A 23,074-nucleotide genomic window follows, 5' to 3' on the forward strand; every position below is an offset into this window, starting at 1 on the left:
TACGGATTGGCAAAAATACGGAATAGTTTGTTGTATCACAATATCTTCTTCTGTAAAATGCGGAACCAGATGAATGCGACGATCCCTTTTAGCATACTTGAGATGCTGATTGCCCACCAGACACCTGTAATACCCAGCCCCATTGCCGTCAATCCGATCGCCATTGGGATACGCAGGCTATTGAACGTGATGCTGATGATGGCGGGAGGGATCGTGCGGCCTGTCCCATAGAACAATCCTTGCATCGTTATTTCCAGCATCATGAACAACATTGAGTAACCATCGATGCGGAGAAAAACGCCTCCTGCCTCATAAGCAGCCTTTTCGGGTATGATCAGCGAGAATACTTCGCTACCGAAGAACACGAAAAGCAGTGTGCAAAAGATACCGAACATAGCTGTCATTTTCAGAGTCGTATGATAGGCACCCAGAACACGTTCTTTTTTCTGTGCGGCAAAGTTTTGAGCTACGAATGTGCTTAGAGCCGTACTAAATCCTTGCGAGGTATTCCAGGCGATTGCTTCGATCTGTCCTCCGGCTGTCATTGTCATTAGTCCGATATGTCCGCCATAGGTCGATGCCGTGCGTGCCATCATCAGGTTGATAATGGCAAACAGGCTGTTTAACAATGCGACAGGAAGTCCTAACTGGAAAATACGTTTGCTGTAGCGGCTTTTTAACTGGACAAAGAAAGGAAATCCCCCAAACAGTTTGTTCTTCTTTTTCAGATGATAGATGAAAATGGCAAGTACGGTCGCTTCCGATAGCCAGGTTGCACAGGCTGCACCGTCCGTACCCATCCCGAATCCGAATATAAACAGGGGATCGAGCACCATATTCATAATCAATCCGGTTCCACTGACATAGAAGGGTATTTTGCTTAGTCCCGCGGCATTATAGATACCCGTGCAGGCTGCCGCTAAGAAAATGAGCGGGAATCCGGTCGAGACAATCCTCAGATAGTCTATTGACTGTGCTGAAATAGCCGCTTCTAACTTAAAGAAACCGATTATCGGGTTGGCAAAGGCGAAAAGCATAGCTCCCCAACATAGCGAGATGATCAGGGCGATCGTCAGATTGTGAGCGGCGAAGGTACGTGCGTCACCTTCCTCGCGAGCTCCAATACTTTGTGCGACGCTGACCTCCGCGCCGACTTTGTTTAGGTAAGCAATCGAAGTTGTCATCCACGTCAAGATACCGACTGCCCCGATAGCGGCTACCGCTTCGCTACCCAGACGCCCAACCCAAGCCATATCGGTGATGCTGTAGGCCATTTGGATAAAAGAAGTTCCCATGATGGGAAGCGCCAGGTTAAATAGTTGCTTTTTAATAGGTCCTTCCGTCAGATTTTTTGTCCCTTGCATAGTCGTCTCTTTAATTTGGGGGACAAATATACGATGTTTTCCGGTGAAAAGAGATGAGGAGAGATTAGGCGTGCGAAAAAAGAACGGCAGTGTACCGAAAAAGGTTGGATTGTAAGCCCTTTCCGGCACACTGCCACACAAGTAGAAACCGGTAGTGTCAGAAATTGATGTTCACACCGATCATTGCGCTGAAACTCTGCATCGGATAGCCGTAATAGAGTTCGTATTTCTGGAACAGGACGTTGTTCAGTTTCAGATACAGCCCGAAAGTGTCGTTCAGGGTGTAAGTTCCGGTCAGGTTGAGTTCATTGATGTTTTTCATCTTTTCACCTTCCGGTTTTCCTAAGAACGTCTTGCGGCCAGTTGCTAAATAATAATCCAAAGAAGCAGTTACCTGGTTGATCGGATGGACGGTGACACCGGCTGTCAATTCCATTTCGGGTTTGCCGTAAGCATCTTCGATATCGTTGACGTTCCAACTATTGTAAACACCTTTCAGGTTGATATCGAATAATTGCTGGTAGCTATATTTCAGATTGACACCGCCGAACGCATGTTTCGCATTTGCTTGCATCGCTACGCTGGTATTGGCAAAAATATCGCCTTGCAGACTTGGGGGAAGAAGCGACGGAACGAAGAAAACTTCGTCGTTCGTGATCTTATAACCTCCGAATACATCGAACCAGAAACCGGGAGCTATACCACTTCTGATACCGATCATTCCATCCAGATAGTTACGGGAAGGAAGCAGTTCCATCGTTGGGTTGATGTAGCGATTGACCTGTGAAATTTCGTACATGCTGTTTGAGTAGAGTTTGCCGCCGGCAACCAGGTAGAGCTGTGTCTTATCGGCAACTTCCACGTCGGCCGTAATATTGGGGGAAGCCATAAATTTACTGTTGTCACCGGTTACAAACATGATGTTTGCACCTAACTTCAAATTCCAATTGTCTCCCGACACCTTGTAATAAGGTGAAAGAGTAGCTTCGGCATGGTTTTCAAATTCCAAATATTCCTGTCCGCCCATTGTTGGCAGGCTGTAATTGAAGTATTCTACGTTACCCCCTAATCCGATGCGCTGTTCACCGCCGAAACGGGCGTTCAAATCGAACTTTACGTCGAACGTATGTTCTGTCGGTCCGTCTTGTTCCTTGCTTAACGCATATTTATGGGAGAAGTTGGTATATCCGAGATCTAACAGATAGCCGACAGGAGCGTCTTCTTTTGATTCGACTCCGATCTTTGCTTGGATAGCCTGGTTTACCTGATTGGTTTCACGGTCGAAATTTTCCGGAACTAATGCAACTGACGATTCGGGGCTGTAAACCGGTAAACCGTAGTAATTGAATGCGGAATATCCGTATTTGATCCCCATGTCCAGCGACAGTTTTTCAAATGCGTGTTTAAAGTTGAGGCCACCTAAATTATCATTCAATTTAGCTTTAACCTTGTCAAAATCCGTATCGATATATTTCACCTTCCCGTTCGTTGAACGATGAGAGAACCAAATATTTAGCTTATCCTTGTCTGTGCTCAGGATATGGTAGCCCACGTCGCCGTTCAGGTTCAGATACGTGCCTCCGCCGAAATTGAAATAACCGCGTCGTTTATTATACTGGATATCCGTCATGATATTGCCTGAAGGTAACAGGCTGATTTCCTTCTCAGGATCGGCCGGGACGGTGAAAGTTGCGTAATCGATCGGCATCTTCTTGACAACCGGCTCTTTGATGACCGGCAGTGTGTTTACTTTGCTGGCGTCCTGTACGGTCGGGTCATATTCGCGTTCCAGCGTCATTTCCCGGTTCAGGTCTTTTTCCTTCGTTTTGTCTTCTTGTGCACTGACGGTTGCTGCGCTCCCTAACAGGGCCACCACACACAATGCTTTGATGTTGTATATTGTCTTCATCACTTCTTCTTAGTTCTTAAGTTTACCCAATCTATTTTCTATCATACCGGCGATATCGTCATCACCTTTATAATTGTTTTGCAGGCTGGTGAGATATTGACGAGCCTGGAAGTCGTCACCCTGGCGGATATAGATGTCGGCTAGCAGGATGAATCCGCGAGCCAGCCAGTATTGGTGAGGCGTACCGTTCTCGATGAAGTTCATCAGCACCTTTTCGGCATTCTTGTCATCGTTGGTGTCATAATATAATTGGGCCAACAGATATTTGGCTTCCGCACCGTGTACCGTACGGGTGTCTTTGCTCAATTCTTTTAGGTCGGCAAGCGCTTTGTTTGCCTGTTTCTGGTCGATATAGGCTTTAGCACGCACATAACGGGCTTCGGCTTCCAGTTCGGGAGATAGCTTCGGCTCTTTCAGCAGCTCGTCTGCGGCCAGAAGTGCGTCTTTCTGCTGTCCGGTCTGCAAAGCGCAGCGCATGATACCTAAACGGGCAGCCTGTTTGTTCTCCGGATTCTCGGCTACGATCTGCAAGCGTTTGAAGCTTTCCAAGGCTGCCGGATAATCATTGCCCAGATATTCGATTTCAGCTGTGCGGGCAACCGACTCTTCAAGGAACTTGGTGTCACCGCTGGCAATGACCGATTTGAACCGCTGGACGGCTTCGTCGAACTCTTTCTTGGCGAAAGCTATGCTGCCTAAATAAAAGTTGGCATTCGAACTGAAAGCCCCTTCAGGGAATGTTTGCAGGTAATTCACCAGACTGCGGCGAGCACCGTCGTTGTCACCGCGCATGAAAAGTTTTTCGGCAGCGATGTAAGTCAGTGAATCCTGTTCGCCTACTTCCAGGCGGATATTGCCTCCTATGGAGTTTACATAGCTGGCATAAGCATTGATATCGTTGAGGTCGATATAGACGGACTTCAAATCCTGCAAAGCGATTTTGGCCTCTTCGCTACCCGGGTAGTTGCTGATGACCTGCTTGTAGGCTGTGAGCGCCTTTTCCGGCTGATTGTCGTTGTAGTAAAGCAGACCGAGTTGGATACCGGCTTTGCGTGCCAAACTACTTTGGGGAAATTCGCGGATCAGCTTTTCGAACGCTTGTGCGGCAGAAGAACTGTTTTCGAGCAATACATAGGAGCGTCCTTTCTCGAACAGCGCATCGTCTACATACTGCGACTCCGGATATTCGCTGATCAGTCGGTCCATTGCGCTGATCTTGCCTCTATAATCTTTCTGTAATCCTAATAGGAATCCCTTTTGGTAGATCGAATAATCGCCTGCGGAAGGAGACAACTGGGCTGCGCGTGAATAGTTTTCTTCAGCCAGACTGAACTGACGGTTCTGATACAGGCAGTCACCGATACGGTTATAAGCGTCTGCCAGAGATGCGGCCTGCTGGTTACTCTCCAGGTCGACATATTGGCGGAAGCGGTTCAGGGCTGCACTGTAATCCCGTAGTTTGAAATAGCTGTAACCTAAGTTATAGTAAGCCAGGGCATACATATCCGTATTGCGCTGGCGCGTATTGTTCAGATATGTGCGGTAGTCCGATATCGCGTTTTCATATTCTCCCATGCGGTAATAGGATTCGCCGCGCCAGAAATAGGCGTCGTTGCGGGCTTCCATATTATAGGAGCCGAGCTGGATTGCCCGGCTGAACAAGCTGACGGCGTCATTCAATTTGACATTGGCGAAAGCCTGTGTGCCGAGTTGGAAAAGAATGTCCTGTTTGGCTTCCAATATCTTGGTGCTCGGATGTTTGATCTTATTGATCGATTTCAAAGCGGCTTCGTAATTCTTGGTTGTCAGGTAGACCTCGACCAGATAGTCATTCACCTTGTCTGCATATTGCGAATTCGGGAAATCGTTCAGGAAGTCTTCGAAGATTGTCACCGATTCGCCGAACCCTGTAAATGCTGTTTCGTGGATCAGCAATGCGTAGTTGTACATGGCTACCTCTTTTATCTGTTTGTCGAATGAAGAGGTGGCAGCTGCCTCGAATGCCATACGGGCATTGTTTTTGTCACCTAACTTCAGATAAGACTGTCCAAGATAGAGATAGGCGTTCTGCGTCAACTCGTCGTTCTGGCGTACGGTCCGGCTCAAGGCGTTGACTGCACTGCTATAATTTCCTTTATTGAAGTAGCATACACCTAAAATGTACAGATCGCTGCGGAGCGGGTTCTCCGTAGATGAAACATACTTGCTCAACATCTGGATTGCTTTCCCCTGGTCGCCTAAGTGGTAATATGAATCACCGACAATCCGGAACATCTCGCTGTTGTTTTTGCTGCCGGGGTAGAGGGAGAGAAGTTCTTCACCTTCTTTCACCACCTTTTCGTATTTACTCTGAATAAAATAAATCTGTGCGATATAATATTGTGACTGCTCACGATATTTCGGACTTTCTTTCAGACGGGAGAACTCGATCAGGGCATTGTTGTAATTTCCCATCGCGTAGTCGATGTAGGCGACATAATAGGTCGAAGCTTCCTTGTATTTGTCTCCGATCTGTTCGATCCGGGCGAAATAGCCACGTGCCTTTTCCATCTCGCCGGTCTGCAACAGCGAATAAGCCAGGCGGAAAGAATAAGCTTCCTGCTGTTCAGGACTCAACATGTCGATATCGGCTTCGTTGAACCAGAAAATAGCTTTCTCATATTCTCCGCGTTCGAAATGCACGGAACCGATCATGTAACCGATCTCGTCGCTATGACGGGAAGCCGGATATTCTTCCAGATAATCCTTTAACAATTCGTCAGCATTGGGGCGCCCCTGTTCATAAGCGGCATAGACTAGCATATAGTCTGCCTCTTGGATCAGGTCGGCATCGGTGGAATGCTGCTTATAAGCTTCCAGCTTGTCAATGCAACCGGCATAATTTTTTAAACTGAACAACTCTTTTCCTTCTACAAATAGGCGATCCGGTGCATCAAACTGGTACGACCGCTGCCCGTATGCGACATGACTTCCCACCACTATGCACAGTGGAATAAGTATTCTTTTCATCACTCCTTAGCTTTTATAATACAGATATATATAAATATAACGGTATATGTTGGTTCTAAGTTGCAAATATAAGAAATATATTACTTTATATAGCGGTCTACTGCTTTTTTGATAGATTGCAATCCGAAATCGTCCGGATTCAATTGGTTGGTTGGCAGAATAATGATCTCGGCTGCATCGTCTTCAGCCTTTGCTCTGTCGAAGGATTCGGTGAGGCATTCGAAAAACATATCGACCGTATGCACCTCAAAGCCGCAATAAGGATAAAGATTGGGGATGGAAAAAAGATAGCGGCAACCGGTGATGTCGAGGCCTGTTTCTTCTTTCACTTCTCGCTGGGCTGCTTCTTCAGCCGATTCATGCATGTCAACAAAACCACCCGGCAGATCGAGCGTCCCTTTGGCAGGTTCTTTGGCTCGGCGTACCAGTAGCAATTCTCCTTTGGAGTTACGGATAAAACAGGCAACGGCCGAGGAAGGATTGAAATAATAGATGAACCCGCAGGCCGTGCATTGTTTGGCTTTCTCGTTGCGTTCCACAAAAGCCTTGGTTCCGCATTTCGGACAATATTCAAATTGATGTAAAGGATGCATAAGAGTTAAAAGTTGAAAGTTGAAAGTGGAGAGTTGAAAATATGGCTTGTCGCAACTTTCAACTTTTAACTTTCAACTTTCAACTGCAATTTATTTTACTTCCCAACCCAGTGCGCTTGCGCCCAATACGGCAGCATCGCTTTCTTTCAATTGAGAGAATAATAATTTAGTCTTACCTTCGAATACTTTCAGCATGTTCTTTTCCATTGAACGTTTGATCGGGTTCATGATCAGATCGCCGGATTTGGTCAGACCGCCGAACAGGATGATCGCTTCAGGACTTGAGAAAGCTACGAAATCAGCGAATGCTTCACCCAGGAGGTTACCTGTGAATTCGAAGATTTCCAATGCTAACTTGTCGTTCTTCATTGCTGCATCATACACGTCTTTTGATGTGATTTCGTCCGGATCCAATTCGCGAAGCAAACTGTCATCCTTGCGGATTTCCAAGAATTCGCGTGCTGTACGGGCAACACCAGTAGCAGAAGCATATGCTTCCAGACAGCCTTGACGACCGCAACCGCAAGGACGTCCGTTGTTACGACGCATGATCACGTGACCCAGTTCACCTGCAAATCCGTCATGTCCGTAAACCAAGTTACCGCCGATTACGATACCGCTACCAACACCGGTTCCCAGTGTGATCACGATAAAGTCTTTCATACCGCGGGCAGCACCATACGTCATTTCACCGATAGCAGCCGCATTCGCATCGTTTGTCAATGCTACGGGCACACCACCCAGTTTTTCGCTGATCAACTGCGCTAAAGGAATTTTACCTTTCCAGGGAAGGTTCGGTGCGAATTCGATACAACCGTTGAAGAAGTTACCGTTCGGAGCTCCTACGCCTATACCTTTTATTTTGTCCACGCCACCAGCCTGGTCGATCACTAATTTCAAGCCATTAGCAAGTTCACTGACATAATCGTCGATGTCAGTATACTTTCCGGTTTTAATTGAACTACTGTACAAGATTGTTCCTCTTGCATCTACTACGCCAAAAACAGTATTGGTACCACCTATATCGATACCTACTACATAAGGCTTCTCCATGATTTTATATTTTAGATTAATAATGCTTTTTCTGGAAAGCAAATATAAGAGGAATCTGGTAAGGTGCAATGATTTTATTCAAAAAAAACCGAAATAGGCGTGAATATGTTACCCAATATGTTGTTTAGCAGGTAAAATCTCAATCCAATAATCGTCGGGGTCATTGATGAAGTACAATCCCATCTCGTTATTTTCGAAACAGATATACCCGAGTTCACGGTGATATTCGCGTATCTCGTCATAATCGCCGGCTACACGGAAACAGAGATGGCTTTCATTGTCTCCCAGTTCGTATGCTTCTTTTCGGTCGCGAAGCCAGGTCAGTTCCAACAGGAACCCTGTCTCGTTGTCTGTCAGGTAAACCAGAATGAATGAACCGTCTGCCGCTTCTTTGCGGTGATGTTCTTTCAAACCGAGCGCTTTTCCATAAAACGCGATACTTCTGTCCAGATCCAAGACATTGATATTAAAATGATCAAATCTGCTCTTTATCTCCATCCTCTCTTTAATTTATTAATTTTTAATTCTCAAATTTCTGTTCCTTCTCCCGGAGCGGATATCAGCACATACCGGCAACCGCGCGATTCTGCGTAAGGTCCGAAAGCGACCACCTCCGCCGGGCGATCCCAGAAATGCGTCGGTACAAAGATATTGGTTTTGATGCAATCTACAAACTGTTGTGCACCGCGCATGAAGTCAGTCCCGATACGTGGATCGACCGGAAACATGGCGACATCCAACTTGTCGGTCACTTTTACCAGATCGTCTAATTCTTTCAGATAGTTCTTTTCTGCTTCTGCGACTTCTTCGGGAGTCGATTCGTCTTTCCAGTGCCAGTTATTCAGGTCGCCGGCATGGAAGAGGCGTTTCCCCTCGGCTTCGATAAGGAAAGATATGCCGGAGTCTGTCGATCCGAATGCCCTGATCCGCAGGTTATGATCCTCGTAGGTGTCCCCTTTTTTGAGATAGAACGCATCTTCTTTCCCTGCCCGGTTCCTTTTTAGAATATCTTTGCCAAAGAGATAGACGATATCTTTTTTGTATGTTTTCCACCTCAAAACCTCCGGATTGAAATGATCCGGATGGAAATGAGAGGACAATATATATAATGTACCCGAGCGATTCAACAGTTCCTCATGCACGAAACCTTTCTCCGGTGACTTTCCAGTGTCTTTGTAATAATCGATCAAAATGGCAAATCCGTCTGCCTCGATAGCAAAACCGCTATGATAGATATAAGTCAGTCTCATTCCTATTTTTTCCTTTCTTTATTATAAACAAAACACGGGAAGTTGCATTCTTGTTGTGCAAAGGTAAAATTGGTAAGAATATTTGTTTTTTCAAAATAAAAAACAGACTTTTGATGTATCATTCGCTTTTTGGATGACAACAACCTAAAACCATATAACTATGGCTACATTTATCAATCCTTTTGTAGATAGAGGCTTTAAACACCTTTTCGGACAAGAAGACAGTAAGGAACTTCTTGTCGACTTGTTGAACGGCCTGTTCGAAGGTGAGCGGGTAATCACGGAATTATCTTTTTTGAATGTGGAAATGCCGGCGGAAAGTACGGATAGTCGTGCGGCGGTTTTTGACTTGAAATGTAAGGATAAAGAGGGTCGTATTTTTATCGTTGAAGTACAAAATGCTCCTCAAACTTATTTTTATGAACGAGGATTATATTATCTTTGTCGTATTATCAGCGATCAGGACCGGCGTGGAAATGATTGGAAGTTTGAGCTTTATCCGGTATATGGCATTTTTCTCTTGAACTTTAAATCCGGGAAGACGGATAAAGTGCGTACCGATATCGTATTGGCGGATCGTGAGACCGGAAAACAGATGAGCGACACGATGCGCCAGATCTATTTGGAGATGCCTTTCTTCAATAAGGAAGAGGCTGAATGTGAAACGAGTTTAGATTATTGGCTTTATACACTAAAGTATATGGAAAAGTTGGAAACATTACCGTTTAAAGGTCAGAAACAGCTGTTTGAAAAATTGGAAAGGTTGGCAAAGATAGTCAACATGAACAAGAAAGAACGCATGGAATACGAGGAAAGCCTCAAAATATATCGAGATAATCAGGGTGTATTGGATTATGCCATTGAGAAAGGATATATGGAAGGTGTTGAAAAGGGTTTAAAGGAAGGAATTGAGAAAGGTCTGGAAAAAGGTATGGAGAAAGGTATATATTTGGTAGCAGCCAAGATGAAAATGCAAGGAATAGACTTTGCTACCATTACCTCAGTTACGGGCCTAAACGCTGAAACGATTGCGACATTGTAGGATCAGAGAAATCAAAAGAAAGCCGCTTATCCATGATTGTGACAAGCGGCTTCTTTGAATATTACAACTTTATCTCCAGTCTTTCCATCATCACTCCGGTTTTCCGGCGTGCATCGGCCACATCCAAACCGCGTGCCAGTAGTACGGCCATACGGCGATGTCCGTGAACCTCCGGTTTGCCGAAGAAGCGCATTTGGGTGTCCGGCTGTTCCAGGACTTTATCCAAGTTACTTAACGAAAGCTGGTTGCTATCCCCTTCGACCACAACGGCGCGTGAAGCGCCTGCACCGTGGAAGGCAATGTTCGGGATCGGCAAGCCCAATACGGCACGGGCATGCAGGGCGAATTGCGAAAGATCCTGCGTGATCATCGTGACCATTCCCGTATCGTGCGGGCGGGGAGAGACTTCGCTGAAAATGACATCTTCGCCTTTTACAAACAATTCAACCCCGAAAATACCTCGACCGCCAAGCGCCTCCGTTATCTTGCCTGCGATTTCACGTGCCTTTTTTTTGGCAACTGGGCTCATCGCCTGTGGCTGCCAGGATTCGCGATAGTCGCCGTCAACTTGTACGTGTCCGACCGGTTCCAGAAATGAAGTGCCTCCGATATGGCGAACGGTCAACTGAGTGATTTCGTAATCGAAATCGACAAATCCCTCCACGATCACTTTTCCGGCGCCTGCACGTCCGCCTTCCTGTGCATAACGCCAGGAGCGGTCGATATCTTCCTCTTTGCGGATGACACTCTGTCCGTGTCCGCTCGAACTCATGATCGGCTTGACGACACAGGGCATCCCGATCACTTTGACAGCCTCGATAAACTCTTCTTCCGTCTCGGCAAAGCGATAAGGAGAGGTCGGCAGGCCCAATTCCTCGGCAGCCAGACGGCGGATGCCTTCGCGGTTCATGGTCAACCAGGTGGCACGTGCAGTCGGGATGACATGGAATCCTTCTTTTTCTAGTTCCATCAACGTCTGTGTTGCGATAGCCTCCACTTCGGGAACGATATAGTCAGGCTTTTCTTTTTCTACAATCTCGCGCAAGGCATCTCCGTCCAACATCGATACAACATACGAACGGTGAGCGACCTGCATGGCCGGAGCGTCCGCATATTTGTCCAAAGCGATCACTTCCACTCCATAACGCTGTAACTCGATTACAAACTCTTTGCCTAATTCGCCGGAACCGCAGAGCAAAACTTTCGTTGCGGTGGCCGACTTCGGTGTTCCTATTGTTACCATATTATATTAATGTTATGTTATTTGTTTTTCTTAGAAAGCACAAAGGTACGGTAATATCGGCAATTAACAAGAAGAGCGTAGGGGTGTATTTCCAATTGGATGTAAGTGTAATTTGTTTTCGACGTTGCCGTGTATATTCTCGACAACGTCAAATATATATACGACAACGTCGGAAATATACACGACAACGTCGAAAACAAAATGAATGCAGGTAAAATGCAGAACGGATACTGATGTATCGGAAGTTAGATACTGATATCAATATATTCTTTTGCGGGGGGAATATACCCCCTTTAGCGGTTAAGTTTGGTTAAATGTTGGTACCTTGTGATACAAGGTATTTTAGTAAAGCCTATATTTGTGGCAGTTAATAACAAAATATTTTCCTATTTGTGTAACGATTTTGCAAAATGTTCGTCTAACAGAAAAAGTAACAACATATATGATGATTCATCTGGAAGGAATTAACAAAACGTATTTCAACGGTGCGCCTCTGCATGTTTTGAAAGGCATAAACTTGGATATAGAGAAGGGAGAGATGGTGTCTATTATGGGGGCGTCGGGATCGGGAAAGTCTACATTGCTGAATATCTTAGGAATACTGGATACATACGATACGGGCACATATACCCTGAACGGGCAGTTGATCCGCAATCTGAGCGAAACCCGTGCGGCGGAACTGCGTAACCGGATGATCGGTTTCATTTTCCAGTCCTTTAACCTGATTTCATTCAAAAATGCGATGGAGAACGTCGCGTTGCCCCTGTACTACCAGGGAGTCAGTCGCAAGAAGAGGAACGCTATGGCGTTGGAATATCTGGATATGGTCGGACTGAAGGATTGGGCGGAACATATGCCTAACGAAATGTCCGGCGGACAGAAACAGCGTGTTGCCATTGCCCGTGCCCTGATTGCCAAGCCGCAGGTGATCCTGGCGGATGAGCCGACCGGAGCGTTGGACAGTAAAACGACGGTCGAGGTGATGGAACTGCTCCGGAGAGTAAACCTCGAAGGGCTGACGATGGTGATCGTGACACACGAACCTTCCGTAGCCGAAGCTACCGACCGTATTATCCGTGTAAAAGACGGTTTGATAGAAACAATAGAAAAGGGATTGGGACATGTTTGATTTTGATAATTTCCGAGAAATATGGAGTACGATCCAAAAGAATAAACTTCGTACCTTCCTGACCGGCTTCTCCGTAGCATGGGGAATCTTCATGTTGATTGTCCTCTTGGGGGCTGGCAACGGTTTGAAGAACGGGGTCATGTCGAACTTCCGCAATTTCAGCCTGAACCGGGTGGAGACATGGCCACGCTATACGAGTAAGCCGTATAAGGGGATGCAGATGAACCGCAGGATCGAATACAAAGATGAAGACCTGATCGCCATCCCGCGTGAAAACCCTGAAGTTGACTTGATCACAGCGAGTATCAGCCGGAGTGATACACTTTCCTACGGAGACGAATATAACGCCTATTCCCTGAACGGTGTGCATCCGTCGAAGGCGGTGATCGACAATATCGAAATGACGGTTGGAAACGGCCGTTTTATCAATGATATAGATGTAAAGGAAAAAAGAAAAGTGATTGTCCTGAGTCCCCGTATGAAAGAAGTGCTTTTCAAAGGCGAGGACCCGTTGGGTAAATATGTGAATGCGGGAAGTGTTGCCTACCAGGTGATCGGCGTCTATAAGGCGGAGAATAATGACAACAACGCGCCGGCCTATATCCCTTTCAGTACGGCGCAGACCTTGTATAACGCCGGCTACGGACTGGACGAGATCATCTTTACGGTGAAAGGTATCTCCACACAGGAAGAATTTGACGCTTTTGATAAACGTTTCCGCGAACAGATGGGAGCGCGGCATTGGTTTGATCCTGAAGACCGGCGGGCGATCGGTATGTGGAGTACGCTCGAAAACTTCATGATGTTGAATGGGATGATGAATGGTATCGCTCTCTTTATCTGGGTGATCGGTATCGGGACACTGACCGCCGGTATCGTAGGCGTGAGCAACATCATGCTGATAACGGTACGGGAACGGACGAGGGAGTTCGGTATCCGGAAAGCGATAGGAGCGACTCCGTTTTCCATCCTGAAACTGATTATTATCGAATCGATCCTGATCACGGCAGTATTCGGTTATTTAGGCATGATCTTAGGAATCGGATTGACGGAAGGCATCAATTCGGTCATGGAGATGATGAATGCCGGAAAGAATGTTTCACAGGATGACATGAGTATCTTTCAGAATCCAACGGTGAACCTCAGTGTGGCACTGTCTGCTACGGCCCTGATCATCGGGGCTGGCGTGCTGGCTGGCTATTTCCCTGCCCGTAAGGCAGTCAAGATCACAGCCATTGAAGCCATGCGTAGTGAATGAAAAGATTTATGATTTATGGCGTCAAGCGGTATAAAGTTAAATCATGGATCGGGAATCATAAATCATAAATTATAAATCATAAATCAAAGTAAAATGTTTGATATAGATCGTTGGGTAGAAATATGGGTGACGATCACCCGTAATAAAACCCGTAGCCTGTTGACCGGTTTCGGAGTGTTCTGGGGCATCCTGATGCTTGTGATCCTGTTAGGCTCCGGCAACGGTTTGAAGAATGGTGTGTTGAAGAACGTCGACGGTTTTTCGACGAACTCTGCTTTCTTCTTTTCCGAACGGACCGGTGAGCCTTACAAGGGGTATAAGAAAGGACGCTACTGGCAAATGCGCAATCGCGACTTGGAAACGATCCGCCAGCGGGTGAAAGGGGTACGCTATCTTTCACCGATGATTATGCAATGGGGCGGACAGAACAATGTGGTGAGAGGACAGAAAGCGGGTACATATAACGTGCGTGGTGTCTATTCCGAATATTTCAATATCGAAACGCAGCATATCTTGGCAGGACGTCTGTTGAATGAAATCGACATGATCGAAAAGCGTAAGGTGTGCCTGATTGGTAATATCGTGCGCGAAGTCCTTTTTGCTCCGGATGAAGATCCGATCGGGCAGTACATACGAGTGAACGGCATCTATTACCAGGTAGTGGGTGTGATCAAGCCGAAGCCCCGTGCCCAGATCGGCGGGCGTACGGAGGAGAGCGTGATGATCCCGTTCAAGACACTCCAGCAGGCTTCCAACCAGGGAGACAAGTTCTGGTTCCTGTGTGCGACGGCCGACGATGGCTACTCCTGTGATAAGATGGTGGAAGATATAAAGGCGGTCCTGCGTTCGCAGAACGAGATTTCCCCGACGGATGAACATGCTATCAGCAGTTTTACGATAGCCAAGCAGTTTGAAACATTCGACATGCTGTTCACCGGCATTAATATTTTGGTCTGGCTGGTCGGTATCGGTACCCTGCTGGCTGGTATCATCGGGGTTAGTAATATTATGATGGTGACGGTCCGGGAGCGGACACGTGAGATCGGAGTACGCCGTGCGATCGGTGCGAAGCCTTTCGATATTATATCACAGATCATGAGCGAGAGCTTGCTGTTGACATCCCTTGCCGGGTTGATCGGGCTTAGTGTGGGTGTGTTCCTGCTTGATGTGGTGAACAATGCGATGGCAAGCGGCGGAGGAGATGCGTCTAACGAAACGTTTTTCTCCAATCCCGAAATTCATATCGGGACAGCGGTAGCAGCTACTGTAATCTTGCTGTTCAGCGGTCTTCTTGCCGGGTTGATCCCTGCCTGGCGTGCTATGCAAATCAAGGCTATCGACGCTATTAGAGAAGAGTAAATTGGATTTATGATTTATAATTTATGATTTATACGTTGATACAAATCATAAATCTGAAATCATAAATCATAAATATTTCCATTGTCAATTAAAAAAGAATATAGTTATGAAGAATCGTATCGTAAAAAAAGTCCTGCGGATCATCTTTTTGGTAGTAGTCGGGGCTGCTGTTGTCGGCACTTTCTATTTCTTGTGGAAGAAAGCGCAACCTGTCATTACCGTCTATGAGTTGGTTACTCCTGCACGTGACACGATTGAGACGAAGACCGTGGCGACCGGAAAGGTCGAACCTCGTGATGAAGTCCTTATCAAACCGCAAATGTCGGGTATCATTTCCGAGTTGCTGAAAGAAGCCGGACAGATGGTGAAAGAAGGGGAAATCATTGCCCGTATCAAGGTGATCCCTGAAATGGTTCAGTTGAATAGCGCCGAATCGCGTGTAAGGGTGGCGAAGATCAGCCTCGAACAGATCAGTGCTACCTTCAAACGTGATGAAGAGTTACATAAACAGGGGGTTATCTCCAAAGAAGATTACGAAACATCTCTTGCCAACTATAAGAAGGCACAAGAAGAGGCTGAAAATGCTCAGGATGCTCTTGAGATTATCCGCGAAGGTATCTCCAAACGGTCTGCCGCTTCCAGTACGACACAGGTCCGTTCCACTATCACTGGTATGATCTTGGATGTGCCTATCAAGGTCGGTAATTCGGTGATCCAGTCGAACACGTTCAATGACGGTACGACGATCGCTACCGTTGCCGATATGAACAATATGATCTTTAAGGGGAAAGTAGACGAGACGGAAGTCGGTCGTATCCATGAAGGGATGCCGATCAAATTGACGGTCGGCGCTATGGAAAGCCGCACATTCGATGCAGAACTGGAGTATGTGGCTCCTAAGGGAGTGGAAGAGAACGGGGCCGTACTGTTTGAGGTGAAGGCCGCCGTACATATGCCCGGCGATGCTTTTATCCGTGCCGGTTACAGCGCTAATGCCGAGATCGTGTTGAAGCGTGCGGAGAATGTTTTATCCGTACCTGAAAGTTGTGTCGAGTTTAGTGGCGACTCTACTTTCGTGCAGGTGGTAAAAGCGGAAAAGCCGGAGCAGCAGTTTGAAAAGAGGGCCGTTAAGGTGGGGTTGTCCGATGGTATCAAGATCGAGATAAAGGAAGGTCTTGCCGAAAACGAAAAGGTACGCGGGGCGATTGTCGATCCGAATAAGAAATAATTGTAAACGATAAAATGATGAGAAGCCAATTAATAATAGCTACGACTTTGTTTCTTTCCGGTACTCTTGCTTGGGGGCAGGAATCTGCCAAACAATGGTCTCTGGAAGAATGTATCCGTTACGCGATCGAGCATAACATCGATCTGAAGCAGAAAGAGCAGGAGCAGGAAAGCCGGAAAGTGGAATTGAACACCAGTAAGTTCAGTTGGTTGCCCGACCTGAATGCTAATGTCGGACAGAATTTCGACTTCGGGCGTTCTCCTTCCAAAACGGGTGTGATTGTGGACCAAAACTCGGCCAATACCTCGGCCTCTGTCTCTTTGAGTATGCCGATATTCGACGGCTTGCGTATTCCGAACGATATCGCTGCCCGCAAGCTGGACTTGAAAGCGGCTGTTGAAACTTTGAATAAGGCGAAGGAAGATTTGTCGATCAATGTTGCTTCCTACTATGTGCAGGTTTTGTATAATAAGGAAGTCCAGAAGATAGCTGAGTTGCAGGTCGCGCTGAGCAATGAACAGGTCGTGAAAACCGAAGCTTTGGTAAAGAACGGGAAAGTCCCTCTTTCCCAACTATACGATATGAAAGCACAGCTGGCGAAGGACGAAGTCTCGTTGACTGAAGCGCGCAACAATGTGAAACTGGCATTGCTCGACTTGACGCAAAGCCTCGAACTGGAACGCGACGGTGAAAATTTCGATATCGTAGTCCCTGAAATCGAGGATGCTGTCGAGCGGTATATGAGCAGCATTCTCCCACCGGACAATGTCTATGATCATGCCGTTGCTTTCAAGCCGCAGATCAAAGAGCAGGAATATCTCTTGGAAAGCCAGAAGAAGATGCTGAAAGTGGCTCAGGCAGGCTATTATCCGAAACTGAATTTTGGTGCCAGCTACAGCAACGGCTATTACCATTATTCCGGTGATGGCGACTATACGAACCTTCCTTTCAGCGATCAGCTGAAGAATAACGGACGTAAAACGATCGGGTTCAGCCTGAGTATTCCGCTGTTCAACCGTTTCCAGGTTCGCAATAATGTCCGTTCCGCCCGTATAGGTATCCGGAACCGGGAGTTGATGATGGAGAATACGAAGAAAGTGTTGTATAAGGAAATCCAGCAAGCCTATTATAATGCGACTGCCGCCCAGGATAAATATACCGCATCCGACAAATCAGTCCTCGCCAGCAAGGAGGCTTTCTCTTATGCCGAAGACCGTTATGCCGCCGGCAAAAGCACAGTCTTCGAATACAGCGAAGCTAAAACGAAGTATGCCCAGAGCTTGTCCGAACAGGCCCAAGCCAAGTATGACTTTATCTTCCGTACCAAAATCCTGGACTTCTATAACGGCACACCAATAACACTATAACATATTTAGATTAGACACATTTGTTTAAGAAAAAGAAGGTCTCTGTGATGGAAACCTTCTTTTTGTTCTTATATTTGCCCGATAGATGATGATCTACAGTTCGAGGACCATGAAAGTAGAATGAAAGAATCTAATATTTAATACCTACAAAAACATATTATGAATACAAGATTTGTAACATTTGTTTTGCTGCTGTTCGTTTGGCTGGAGGGGAACAGCGTTTGGGCTCAATATCTTCCCAAGCTTTATCAGGTTTTCTCTCCCGATAAAAAGTTGGTGATGGCTATTCAGCGGCATAACGACGGTTTGCTGACATATACTTTTGCAGCCAATAGAGAAGTTTTGATTAAAGAATCTTCGTTGGGTTTCAAACTGGAATCGCAGGAGACGGTTCCTTCTTCCGGTTGGAAAATAGAGAATGTTTCTGACCGGCAAGTCAGGAATGAATGGCGACCGCTCTGGGGAAAGCGAGCTGTGGTCAAAGACCATTTCAATGAATTAGTGATCGATTTGCTGAATCCTGCCGGGCAACCGGAGCGGATGCAGTTGGTGGTCCGGGGGTATAATGACGGCTTTGCATTCTGTTATAAAATACCGGAAGGTGAAGGAGAGTGTGTAAATGTGCAGTCTGAACTGACGGCCTATAACTTCGCCGGAGATTATACGGCATGGTTCTATAATGGAGAAAACCACAATATAGGACCTGAAAAGTTGACGGAAACAGATGGAACTCGTCTTCCGGTGATGACCGTGAAGGCGGGCGATAGACATTATATGGCGATCCATGAAGCCTGCCTGGAAACAGGAGCACCTCTTGTCTTACAATCCAAAGGGGGCGAATCGCTCTTTTCGGTTGCTTCTAAGCCGGCCGATTTGTCGCCGGGATATACTTCAGCCTGGCGTGTCGTTTTGTATGGGACGACACCTGGCGTGTTGACCGATTCCCATTTGTTGGAGTTGCTGAATCCGGATCCCGACTCTCGTTATGATTTTTCGTGGGTGAAACCGGGATTGGCTGTCTGGGACTGGCGTATCAACGGAGCTGTGTGGGATGGATTTACATACGGGATGTCTTATCCTTCCTGGGTACGAATGGTCGATTTCGCTGCCGAGCAGGGTTTCAAATACCTGGTGTTGGATGCCAATTGGTATGGACCGGAATTCGAATCGGATTCCGATCCGGTTAAAGGAGAAAAAGCGCAGGATGTGCAACGGCTGTTGAAATATGGAAAAGAGAAGGGTGTCGGAATCTGGCTTTATCTGAATGATGTCGGAGGTCGGAAATATCCGATAGAAAAGACCTTGAAACAGTATGGGGATTGGGGAGCAGCCGGGGTTAAATACGGTTTTATGAGCGGAACACAAGAAGAAAAGAACCGGTGGACGAAAAAGATTACCGAACTTTGTGCGCAAAACCGTCTGTTAGTCGATTTCCATGACGGTCCGGTTCATCCTTATGGACAGATGCGTACTTGGCCGAATGCTGTGACGCGCGAATATTGCCATGCCCAATTGGACGGACATCATGTGTTCGAGCCTAAAACATTTGTGACGACCGTTTTCGTCAATATGGTTGCCGGTCCGGTCGATATGAACAACGGGATGTTCGACCTTCGCCAAGGACATACGACACGTGTGGACGAAAGCCAGCCGGTTCCTTCTACATTGGTTTCGGAAGCTGCCCGTACGTTGATCACTTTTTCAGGGGTGACTATTTTACCGGATATTCCGGAATATTACCGGAAGTATCCGGCTTTGTTGAACTTCTTGTCTGCCCAGAAGATGCCGTGGAGAGAGAGCCGTACCTTGGCTGGTGAAATCGGGGAGTATATCGTTATGATGAGGGAAACGGATGATGCTTACCTGGTCGGTGCGGCCACGAATGAATCCGGAAGGATGATAGATCTGCCTCTTTCTTTCCTGGAAAAAGGAAAGTATACAGTCGAAGTCATTGAAGATGGCGATGATGCCCATTATCTGACAAACCGGGAAAGCTTGAAGACTACGACCCGACAACTGACAAACAATGATAAACTGACATTGAAGTTGGCTCCCGGTGGTGGTGCGTGCCTTGTTATTAAGAAAACTCCGTCTATGCGTGTTCGTGAGCAGGCAACTTTTCCGCTAGTCAGCCCTTCCGAAAAAATGAATGCCGATATCAAAGTCGGGGGAAAGAATGTAGAAATAGATTTATTTGATAATGGGGAAAAGGTGGTGACTGCTAAAACTTTGCAGTTTTCTTTGGATGAGAATACCCTGAAAGGCAACTGGACGGTGACAAACCAGAAACGGAAATCGGTCGACCAGACCTGGCAACCAGTCTATGGGGAACGTTCTGTCGTGACAGACCGGTATAATGAGGTTGAGCTAACACTTCAATCGGATGAGAATCGGAAAGAGATGGTGTTGAGTGTCCGTCTTTACGATGAAGGACTGGCGTTTCGTTATGCATTCGATAAGCTGGATTTTTGGAATCGTACGGTCACTGATGAGAAGACACAGTTTCTTTTTCAGGAAGACTGCAAGACTTGGGTGACCGGTATGGCGCAAGGTGCTTATTCCGAAACAAAATTGAGTGGATTGAAAGGGGCTGCCGATCGTCCTCAGGTGATCCAGGTCGATGATAATCGGTTTGTTGCCATCGGGGAAGCTGCTCTTGTCGATTATTCCCGTATGAAGTTGGAAAAGAGTGAGGCTGGGTTTGGGGTACAATCTGTTTTGTCGGGAAAGGTCAATTTGGATCTGGCCGGCTATCGATCTCCCTGGCGTTATGTGATGGTTGCCGGTCATCCGGGAAAATTGGTCGAAAATAATTACTTCGTCCTAAATTTGAACGAACCGAATCAGATTGCGAATACTAACTGGATCAAGCCCGGCCAGGTGATTCGTGAAGTCACGTTGACAACGACAGGCAGTATGGCTTGTATTGATTTTGCAGCAGAAAACAATATCGCTTATGTGCTGTTTGATGCCGGTTGGTATGGGGCGGAAGAAGACGTAAAATCGGATGCGACCACCGTTACGGTCGATCCGACCCGTTCGAAAGGTCCGCTCGACCTGCCTAAGGTAATAGAATATGCCAATTCAAAAGGAGTTGGTATATTAGTCTATGTGAATAAAAAAGCGCTACATCAGCAACTGGATGAAATCCTGCCTTTGTATAAGAAATGGGGGATCAAAGGTGTAAAATATGGTTTTGTGAATGTAGGTGACCAGTATGCTACGGCGTGGTTGCATCAAGCGGTACGCAAAGCGGCCAAATATGAATTGATGGTTGATATCCATGACGAGTATCGTCCGACAGGCTATTCACGTACGTATCCGAATTTACTGACTCAGGAGGGTATTCGTGGTGACGAAGAGAGTCCGTCGCTGGATCAGACTATCTATACGTTATATAATCGCATGATATGCGGAGCGGGTGACTATACCAATTGTTATTTTGCGGAAAGAGTCACAAAAAAGATGGGTGGACGTGCTGCCCAATTGGCTAAATTGGTCGCTATTTATAGTCCCTGGCAGTTTGTCTATTGGTATGACCGTCCCGAAAAATCACCGAGACGGGCCAGTGGTGCAGGCTCTGTCGAGTCTGTGATCAAAACAGATGCCGCAACCCGTTTTTATAATTCTATTCCGACTGTATGGGATGAAACTCGCTTTCTGGAGGGAGAGATGGGCAAATATGCTGTGGTCGCCCGCCGTTCGGGTTCCGATTGGTATGTGAGCATGTTGAATGCCGGAGACAAGAAGCAAATCTCCTTACCCCTTGATTTTCTGAAAAACAAGAAGAACTATACCGCCACACTCTATTATCAGGCTTCCAAGCAGAAAAAGGATGTCGTCGACATCAAGAAGATCAAGTTGGATGACCGCAGTGAGATTACTATCGATCTGATCGGGAATAGCGGATGTGTGTTACATCTACGACAGAATATTTCTGGGTAACAATAGCAGGATCAACGGCAAATAATTTTTCAACGTTATCCGTAATTGTTTTAACGCCTGTTGGATCCGGTAATCGACGGTTTTAGGGGATACTTGCAGGATTTCTGCAATTTCTTTATGGTAGAGTCAACAAGCAAGTGCAATTATAGTCATAAAAATGAAATTCATCCAAAAATCGTCATTATTAAAAGAAAAATCAATAAAGATTTGCAAACTTTAAAATAATCGTTTATATTTGTGCATATCAAAACCCTAACTATGAAAAGAAACCGAAACCTTGACAGCAAAAACAAAAAGAATTATTGACCAAAGCCAGGCTATGATTAGTAAGGCTTTTTGTACGGGTGGTATTTATACCACCCGTTTTTGTTGCTCCCATTTCTCGAAAAAATACTCTTTGGGGCTTCTGAAGCCCAGCTTTTCCCGAGGCCTACGGTTGATCTTCTTCTGTATCTCCATGACGAAACGGTCGCTCACCGTATTAAAATCAGTGCCTTTTGGGATGTACTGCCTAACCAGCTTATTGGCATTCTCTATAGCCCCTTTTTGCCAAGAGCAATAACTGTCCGTAAAATAGACGGTAGCTCTTAATTTTTTCTCTATGAGTTCATGGCAGGCAAACTCGCCTCCGTTATCTGTTGTTATGGTCCTAACGCCTTTGCCCCTATAAGGGAACAGAAGGCGGTTCACCACTCTCGACAGGGAAGCTGCCTTCTTGCCATCGGGGAGCTTTTCCATCAGCAATAAGTTGCTTGACCTCTCGGTTAAGGTAAGGATCGCCCCTTTGCCCTCCTTGCCAACGATAAGATCCATCTCCCAGTCGCCGAAGCGGGTGCCATCCGCTTCCAAAGGGCGTTCGCGGATACTCGTGCGGTTGGGGATGTTCGTGACTTTTGTAGGACAAAGACGGAATATATGCCGACGATACTTCATCTTGTGACGACAATGGGAAGCAAGCTCACCACTAAAGTCCGCACGTATACGTCTATAGAGGGTCTCATGGGAGATCTTATACCTTTCCTCTTCAAATAACCGGATATTTGCATGGGAGACCAATCTTCTTCTACCAACAAACGCAACGCCTCTTTTTCTATGGCGCTAGGAATTTTACGATTGCCGGGGAGACGTTCACGCCGTTCGCGCGACATCTCATCCGCAAGGCTATAACTATAAACACGATGACTTTTATTGCGTCTGAGCTCACGACTTATCGTACTGGCCGACACTCCTATTTGAAGAGCTATCGCTTTTTGGGTCTTACCTTCTTTTAGTCCCAAAGATATTGCATATCTTTGCTCACGGGTTAATTGTTTATACTTCATAAC

15 protein-coding genes and 2 pseudogenes are annotated in these 23,074 nt (G+C 46.4%); 7 read left to right on the top strand and 10 right to left on the bottom strand.

Annotated features, from left to right (window positions below; all coding sequences use genetic code 11):
• Nucleotides 1-35 precede the first annotated feature (35 nt).
• The 7 genes from NQ564_RS18935 to NQ564_RS18965 all read right to left on the bottom strand — a co-directional run bounded on the left by NQ564_RS18935 (nt 36) and on the right by NQ564_RS18965 (nt 9,178).
• Entirely contained in the window at nt 36-1,364 is a 1,329-nt protein-coding gene (locus tag NQ564_RS18935) for an MATE family efflux transporter (protein WP_008152526.1), read from the bottom strand.
• A 157-nt stretch (nt 1,365-1,521) separates the two neighbouring features.
• Nucleotides 1,522-3,273: a TonB-dependent receptor gene (locus NQ564_RS18940; RefSeq protein WP_008152524.1), complete on the bottom strand. Its 1,752-nt coding sequence runs from the start codon at nt 3,271-3,273 to the stop codon at nt 1,522-1,524.
• 9 nt (nt 3,274-3,282) lie between these two features.
• Nucleotides 3,283-6,282: a tetratricopeptide repeat protein gene (locus NQ564_RS18945; protein ID WP_008152523.1), complete on the bottom strand. Its 3,000-nt coding sequence runs from the start codon at nt 6,280-6,282 to the stop codon at nt 3,283-3,285.
• A gap of 80 nt (nt 6,283-6,362) precedes the next feature.
• On the bottom strand, nt 6,363-6,875 hold the full coding sequence (locus tag NQ564_RS18950; protein WP_008152521.1) for an NUDIX domain-containing protein: 513 nt from the start codon (nt 6,873-6,875) through the stop codon (nt 6,363-6,365).
• Nucleotides 6,876-6,965: 90 nt separating this feature from the next.
• The gene (locus NQ564_RS18955; RefSeq protein ID WP_008152519.1) at nt 6,966-7,928 is read right to left on the bottom strand and encodes an ROK family protein; all 963 of its coding nucleotides are present in this window, start codon (nt 7,926-7,928) and stop codon (nt 6,966-6,968) included.
• A gap of 108 nt (nt 7,929-8,036) precedes the next feature.
• Nucleotides 8,037-8,426 carry a VOC family protein gene (locus NQ564_RS18960; protein ID WP_008152517.1) on the bottom strand — a complete coding sequence of 130 codons (390 nt, stop codon included), beginning with the start codon at nt 8,424-8,426 and terminating at the stop codon, nt 8,037-8,039.
• A 29-nt stretch (nt 8,427-8,455) separates the two neighbouring features.
• Nucleotides 8,456-9,178, bottom strand: coding sequence for an MBL fold metallo-hydrolase (locus NQ564_RS18965; protein ID WP_008152516.1), 723 nt, complete (start codon nt 9,176-9,178; stop codon nt 8,456-8,458).
• A 160-nt stretch (nt 9,179-9,338) separates the two neighbouring features.
• On the opposite strand from NQ564_RS18965, the gene NQ564_RS18970 reads away from it, so the two are divergent.
• Nucleotides 9,339-10,220 (top strand): Rpn family recombination-promoting nuclease/putative transposase, encoded by an 882-nt coding sequence (locus NQ564_RS18970; protein ID WP_008152513.1) that lies wholly within the window; start codon nt 9,339-9,341, stop codon nt 10,218-10,220.
• A 61-nt stretch (nt 10,221-10,281) separates the two neighbouring features.
• Here the strand turns inward: NQ564_RS18970 and purT are convergent, their stop codons facing one another.
• Nucleotides 10,282-11,463 (bottom strand): formate-dependent phosphoribosylglycinamide formyltransferase, encoded by a 1,182-nt coding sequence (purT, locus tag NQ564_RS18975; protein ID WP_008152511.1) that lies wholly within the window; start codon nt 11,461-11,463, stop codon nt 10,282-10,284.
• Between the two features lie 445 nt (nt 11,464-11,908).
• On the opposite strand from purT, the gene NQ564_RS18980 reads away from it, so the two are divergent.
• From NQ564_RS18980 to NQ564_RS19005, 6 genes are all read left to right on the top strand, one after another.
• Nucleotides 11,909-12,592, top strand: coding sequence for an ABC transporter ATP-binding protein (locus tag NQ564_RS18980; RefSeq protein ID WP_008154416.1), 684 nt, complete (start codon nt 11,909-11,911; stop codon nt 12,590-12,592).
• On the top strand, nt 12,585-13,850 hold the full coding sequence (locus NQ564_RS18985) for an ABC transporter permease (protein WP_008152506.1): 1,266 nt from the start codon (nt 12,585-12,587) through the stop codon (nt 13,848-13,850). The genes NQ564_RS18980 and NQ564_RS18985 overlap by 8 nt, the downstream gene beginning before the upstream one ends.
• Before the next feature lie 93 nt (nt 13,851-13,943).
• Nucleotides 13,944-15,209: an ABC transporter permease gene (locus tag NQ564_RS18990; protein ID WP_008152505.1), complete on the top strand. Its 1,266-nt coding sequence runs from the start codon at nt 13,944-13,946 to the stop codon at nt 15,207-15,209.
• Nucleotides 15,210-15,315: 106 nt separating this feature from the next.
• A complete protein-coding gene (locus NQ564_RS18995) occupies nt 15,316-16,437 on the top strand; it encodes an efflux RND transporter periplasmic adaptor subunit (RefSeq protein WP_008152503.1) in 1,122 nt (373 codons plus the stop codon).
• 17 nt (nt 16,438-16,454) lie between these two features.
• Nucleotides 16,455-17,804, top strand: coding sequence for a TolC family protein (locus NQ564_RS19000; protein ID WP_086004359.1), 1,350 nt, complete (start codon nt 16,455-16,457; stop codon nt 17,802-17,804).
• A 159-nt stretch (nt 17,805-17,963) separates the two neighbouring features.
• Nucleotides 17,964-21,749, top strand: coding sequence for a glycoside hydrolase family 97 catalytic domain-containing protein (locus NQ564_RS19005; RefSeq protein WP_087375623.1), 3,786 nt, complete (start codon nt 17,964-17,966; stop codon nt 21,747-21,749).
• Here NQ564_RS19005 and NQ564_RS19010 read toward each other — a convergent pair.
• Nucleotides 21,726-21,869, bottom strand: a pseudogene (locus NQ564_RS19010) (sigma factor-like helix-turn-helix DNA-binding protein); the annotation flags it as partial. The gene NQ564_RS19005 and the pseudogene NQ564_RS19010 overlap by 24 nt on opposite strands.
• A gap of 231 nt (nt 21,870-22,100) precedes the next feature.
• Nucleotides 22,101-23,071, bottom strand: a pseudogene (locus NQ564_RS19015) (IS30 family transposase).
• Nucleotides 23,072-23,074 lie beyond the last annotated feature (3 nt).

This window comes from Parabacteroides johnsonii DSM 18315 (assembly GCF_025151045.1).
In the GTDB taxonomy this organism is placed as follows: domain Bacteria; phylum Bacteroidota; class Bacteroidia; order Bacteroidales; family Tannerellaceae; genus Parabacteroides; species Parabacteroides johnsonii.

Coding starts and splice junctions, on each gene's coding strand:
- NQ564_RS18960 (WP_008152517.1), bottom strand. CDS start 8,426: ATGGAGATAAAGAGCAGATTTGATCATTTTAATATCAATGTCTTGGAT.
- NQ564_RS19005 (WP_087375623.1), top strand. CDS start 17,964: ATGAATACAAGATTTGTAACATTTGTTTTGCTGCTGTTCGTTTGGCTG.
- NQ564_RS18985 (WP_008152506.1), top strand. CDS start 12,585: ATGTTTGATTTTGATAATTTCCGAGAAATATGGAGTACGATCCAAAAG.
- NQ564_RS18940 (WP_008152524.1), bottom strand. CDS start 3,273: ATGAAGACAATATACAACATCAAAGCATTGTGTGTGGTGGCCCTGTTA.
- NQ564_RS18980 (WP_008154416.1), top strand. CDS start 11,909: ATGATTCATCTGGAAGGAATTAACAAAACGTATTTCAACGGTGCGCCT.
- purT (WP_008152511.1), bottom strand. CDS start 11,463: ATGGTAACAATAGGAACACCGAAGTCGGCCACCGCAACGAAAGTTTTG.
- NQ564_RS18950 (WP_008152521.1), bottom strand. CDS start 6,875: ATGCATCCTTTACATCAATTTGAATATTGTCCGAAATGCGGAACCAAG.
- NQ564_RS19000 (WP_086004359.1), top strand. CDS start 16,455: ATGAGAAGCCAATTAATAATAGCTACGACTTTGTTTCTTTCCGGTACT.
- NQ564_RS18970 (WP_008152513.1), top strand. CDS start 9,339: ATGGCTACATTTATCAATCCTTTTGTAGATAGAGGCTTTAAACACCTT.
- NQ564_RS18990 (WP_008152505.1), top strand. CDS start 13,944: ATGTTTGATATAGATCGTTGGGTAGAAATATGGGTGACGATCACCCGT.
- NQ564_RS18945 (WP_008152523.1), bottom strand. CDS start 6,282: ATGAAAAGAATACTTATTCCACTGTGCATAGTGGTGGGAAGTCATGTC.
- NQ564_RS18955 (WP_008152519.1), bottom strand. CDS start 7,928: ATGGAGAAGCCTTATGTAGTAGGTATCGATATAGGTGGTACCAATACT.
- NQ564_RS18995 (WP_008152503.1), top strand. CDS start 15,316: ATGAAGAATCGTATCGTAAAAAAAGTCCTGCGGATCATCTTTTTGGTA.
- NQ564_RS18935 (WP_008152526.1), bottom strand. CDS start 1,364: ATGCAAGGGACAAAAAATCTGACGGAAGGACCTATTAAAAAGCAACTA.
- NQ564_RS18965 (WP_008152516.1), bottom strand. CDS start 9,178: ATGAGACTGACTTATATCTATCATAGCGGTTTTGCTATCGAGGCAGAC.